At 74.2% G+C, this 4,525-nt stretch carries 4 protein-coding genes; all 4 read left to right on the top strand.

Features of this window, described 5'->3' with window-relative positions; all coding sequences use genetic code 11:
* The first annotated feature begins 118 nt into the window (after window positions 1-118).
* Window positions 119-1,078: a WD40 repeat domain-containing protein gene (locus F6X68_RS30890; protein ID WP_151457557.1), complete on the top strand. Its 960-nt coding sequence runs from the start codon at window positions 119-121 to the stop codon at window positions 1,076-1,078.
* A 14-nt stretch (window positions 1,079-1,092) separates the two neighbouring features.
* The gene (locus F6X68_RS30885; RefSeq protein ID WP_151457556.1) at window positions 1,093-1,875 is read left to right on the top strand and encodes a hypothetical protein; all 783 of its coding nucleotides are present in this window, start codon (window positions 1,093-1,095) and stop codon (window positions 1,873-1,875) included.
* Window positions 1,876-2,005: 130 nt separating this feature from the next.
* The gene (locus tag F6X68_RS30880; protein ID WP_151457555.1) at window positions 2,006-3,019 is read left to right on the top strand and encodes a cobalamin biosynthesis protein; all 1,014 of its coding nucleotides are present in this window, start codon (window positions 2,006-2,008) and stop codon (window positions 3,017-3,019) included.
* On the top strand, window positions 3,016-4,525 hold a 1,510-nt coding region (locus tag F6X68_RS30875; RefSeq protein WP_151457554.1), incomplete at its 3' end, for a cobyric acid synthase. The genes F6X68_RS30880 and F6X68_RS30875, both read left to right, overlap by 4 nt.

Genomic DNA, 4,525 nt, shown 5'->3' with positions numbered 1-4,525 from the left:
CGGCCGGGCCACGGGCGGGTCGGGGAGGCGCCCCTGGCCCGGCCGGCGGTACAGCGGGGCCGGCCCGGACTTTATAGGATGTCGAATTGACATCCGACGATTCCAAAGAAGGTTGTCGATGAGATTGCTGGCGGGGTTCGTGGCGCTGGCGTGCCTGGCGGCCTGCCAGTCAGCTCCCGAAGTAGCCACCTCCGACGGGTCGGACCCGATCGTCACGACCAGTGCGGCACCGACCTCGATCACGCTGCCGGCCGAGACCTTCGAACTGTCGTGGCGCCAGCTCGACCAGCATCTCAGCCGGGACGGGCGGTTCGCGGCGAAGCACGTCGACGAATGGGTCGTGGTCACTCGCGACGGCAAGGAGTTCGGCCGGTTCGGCACCGCTGTCGACCGGATCATCGGCATGGACTTCTCACCCGACGGGCACTATCTCGCCGTAGCCCATCCCGACACGGTCATCGCCTACGACCTGACGACCAAGCGGCCGAAGGCGCTGTTCACGCCACCCCTGGAGAGCATCCGCTTCTCGGCGGACAGCACTCACCTCGTCGGCCGGGAGCATTACCAGAAGGTCCGCAACGGTCGCCTCGGGGTGATCGACATCGCGACGGGGAAGTGGGTCGCCTCGCCGGTGCCGCCGCAGATAGAGGTGTCCAACGACCCAGGCTCCTACTGGTACTCGGGATCGCTCGCCGTCTTCGACCAGGGAAGGCAGGCCGTTGCCGCAGGCAGCGACGGGTTCCTGCACTGGGCGGTGGAGAGCCAGCAACTCACCTGGGTGCCGTGCGGATGTGGGGCGGACACCGGCGCGGTGGACCGGGCCGGAAGCCGGGTGGCGCTGGTCATTCCGGACAACAGGTTGACGCTGTGGGACGTGGCCAGCCGGCGCGAGCAGCGGGTCTGGGCGCTGCCTGAGCGACCGCCGCTGAACGGGGACCATCAGTTGAGGTACTTCGGGGTAGAGCCGCACTTCACGGAGGACGGGAAATGGCTGCTTCTCGACGGCGGCGAGGGCGGGCAGGTCTGGTCGATACCCGACGGCGTCCGCGTGACAGTGCCGCCGCGCAGCAGGAACTGACGCCGAAGCAACGGGTGCTGCAATCCCTCAGCAGGGGCTGGTGGTTCGTGGTGGCCGGGACCGTCACGGCGGTCATCGGGGGAGTGGTGGGCTTCTTCGTGCCGAAGGCGCTGGACCCGCAGCGGCCGATCGCCGTCAACGTGGTGAGCAACCCGGCCACCGTGGCGGCCTGGGGAAACGACACGTTCTCGGTCGTCCTGCCCGCGGACGCGCGTCCCGCCACGCCGCCTCCGCTCACCTGCGGCTCGATCCTGGACTGGGCGCACGGCAACGGCGGGGTGGACCAGGAGGCCACCCGGGTACGCCTCGTGGTGCAGGGCGCGTCCGACAAGGGGGTGCTCATCGACGGGATGCGCGCACGACCGATCCGGCGGACGGCGACCCCGGACCCGGGCGGCATCTCACTGGCCTGCGGTGGCCCGCAGGGCGTCGCCACGCCGCGGCGGATCGCCATGGACCTGGACAGGGCGGAACCGTCGGCCGAGTACGCCACCAAGGTCGACGGCCGGCTGCCGCTGTTCGGATTCACCCTGCAGAAAGGGGAGACCGAGGTCTTCGAGCTGACCGCCAGCACGAAGGGCACCGTCGAGTGGGTGATCGTCCTCGACCTCGTCGTGGACGGGAAGGCGCAGAGCGTCGAGGTCACCAACCACGGCCAGTCGTTCCGCACCACCGGCTTCGTCAGCCCGCGCGGATATCGGGTCATGGCCGGGGCGGACCATTGGGTGGGCTGCGCGGGAACTCCATCCACCTGCGGCGGCAAGCCCGTCTCGCCGGCTGACTTCCGCTACTCCTGACCGGTCCCTGTCCCGTCCACGGGCCACCGGCCCGGGCGGCGCGCGGTCACCCCGCCGGCGGCACGGGTGGCGGACGTGCCGGAGGCCGGCCTGGCGCTCGGCTAGGCTGGCCGGCCGGAGGTGGTGACGGGTGCGACAGGCGACGCCGGTGGCGACCGCGGCGGGACTGGTCGCGGGGTACGCCCTCGACGCGCTCCTCGGAGACCCCCGCCGGTACCACCCCGTGGCCGGCTTCGGTCGCGCCGCCGGGGCACTGGAGCGGCGGACGTACCGCCCGGACCGGCTTGCCGGAGCGGCGTTCACCGCGCTGGCGGTCGGCGCGCCGGTGCTGCTCGGCGTGGCCGCCACCGTCGCCACCCGGCGCCGGCCGGTGGCCCGGGCCGTCCTGGTCGCCGCCGGCACCTGGACGGTGCTGGGCGGCCGCACGCTGCGGCACGAGGCCACCGTCATGGGGCGTGCGCTGCGCGCCGGCGACCTCCCGGCGGCCCGGCAGCGGCTCGGCCACCTCTGCGGCCGGGACCCGTCCGCGCTCGACGAGCCCGAACTGGCCCGCGCCACCGTGGAGTCGCTCGCCGAGAACACCTCGGACGCGGTCGTCGCCCCGCTGCTGTGGGGCGCCGTCGCGGGGCTGCCCGGCCTGCTCGGGTACCGCGCGGCGAACACCCTCGACGCGATGGTGGGCCACCGCTCGCCGCGGTACGCCCGGTTCGGCACCCCCGCCGCCCGCCTCGACGACCTGCTCAACCTGGTGCCCGCGCGGCTGACGGGCCTGCTCACCGTCGCGGTCGCGCCGACCGCGCACGGCGACCGGGACCGGGCGTGGCGCGTGTGGCGCCGGGACCGCAACGACCACCCCAGCCCGAACGCCGGGCAGTGCGAGGCGGCGATGGCCGGCGCCCTCGGCGTACGGCTGGGCGGGCGCAACGTCTACTTCGGGCGCTCCGAGGTACGCCCGTTCCTCGGCGACGGCCCCCGTCCCGAGGCGCGGCACCTCAAGCGGGCCGCCCGGATCTCGGGCGCGGTCGGGCTGGCCGCGCTCGGGCTGGCCGCCACGTACCCGCTGACCCTCGGCCGGCTGGTGGGCGCCGCCGGCCGTCGGGCCGCGCAGCGGAGCGTCGCCGCCGGGCGGGAGGGGCGCCGGTGAGCGGTGGCCTGCTGGTCGCCGGCACCACCTCCGACGCCGGCAAGAGCGTGCTCACCGCCGGCATCTGCCGCTGGCTGCACCGCCGGGGCGTGAAGGTGGCGCCGTTCAAGGCGCAGAACATGTCCAACAACTCCGCCGTCGTCGTCGGCCCGGACGGCCGGGGCGGCGAGATCGGGCGGGCGCAGGCGATGCAGGCCGCCGCCTGCGGACTCGCCCCCGACCTGCGGTTCAACCCGGTGCTGCTCAAGCCGGGCAGCGACCTGGCCAGCCAGGTGGTGCTGCTCGGCGAGGCCGTCGACACGGTCACCGCGGGCAACTTCCGCGAGCTGCGGCCCCGGCTCGCCGAGACGGCGTACGCGGCGCTCGCCGAGCTGCGGGCCGCGTACGACGTGGTGATCTGCGAGGGTGCTGGCAGCCCCGCGGAGATCAACCTGCGGGCCGGCGACTACGTGAACATGGGCCTGGCCCGGCACGCCGGCCTGCCCGCGATCGTGGTCGGCGACATCGACCGGGGCGGGGTCTTCGCCTCGATGTTCGGCACCCTCGCCCTGCTGGACCCGGCCGACCAGGCGCTGATCGCCGGCTTCGTGATCAACAAGTTCCGGGGCGACCTCGGGCTCCTCCGGCCGGGGCTGGACATGCTGCGCCAGGTCACCGGCCGGCCGACGTACGGGGTGCTGCCCTGGGCGCTCGACCTCTGGCTCGACGCGGAGGACTCGCTCGCGTACGGCCGGGTGCTCGGCCGACCGGCGGCCCCGCGCGGCACCGACTGGCTGGACGTGGCTGTGGTCCGGCTGCCCCGGATCAGCAACGCCACCGACGTCGAGGCGCTCGCCACCGAGCCTGGCGTGCGGGTCCGGCTGACCGTCGAGCCGGCCGAACTGGCCGCCGCCGACCTCGTCGTGCTGCCCGGCTCGAAGTCGACCGTGGCCGACCTGGCCTGGCTGCGGCAGACCGGCCTGGCCGACGCCGTCCTGGCGCACGCGGCGGCCGGCAAGCCGCTGCTCGGCATCTGCGGCGGCTTCCAGATGCTGGCCCGGGCCATCCACGACCCGGTGGAGAGCCGGCAGGGCAGCGTGCCGGGGCTGGGCCTGCTGCCGATCGAGGTCACCTTCGACCCGCGCAAGACCGTCCGGCAGTCGGTCGGCACCGCCCGCGGCGACGTCCCGGTCCACGGCTACGAGATCCACCACGGGTACGTCTCACACGCCGACCCGGCGCTGACTCCGCTGCTGACCTGCGCGGACGGCAGCGGCGAGGGGGCCGTGGTGGGTGCCGTGCACGGCACCCACTGGCACGGCGCCTTCGAGTCCGACGGGTTCCGCCGCCGGTTCCTGACCGAGGTGGCCCGGCTCGCCGGCCGCACCGGTTTCACGGTGGCCCCCGACACCGCCTTCGCCGCCGCCCGCGAGCGCTCCCTGGACCTGCTCGGCGACCTGGTCGAGGAGTACCTCGACACCGACGCTCTCTGGCGCCTCGTCGAGTCCGGCCCGCCCGCCGGCCTCC

Source organism: Micromonospora sp. AMSO12t, assembly GCF_008806585.1.
GTDB lineage: Bacteria > Actinomycetota > Actinomycetes > Mycobacteriales > Micromonosporaceae > Micromonospora > Micromonospora reichwaldensis.
This window is presented reverse-complemented; position numbering and strand designations above follow the sequence as displayed.

Bases quoted from the DNA above. Each gene is read 5' to 3' on its own strand.
- F6X68_RS30890 (WP_151457557.1), top strand. From the start codon at position 119: ATGAGATTGCTGGCGGGGTTCGTGGCGCTGGCGTGCCTGGCGGCCTGC.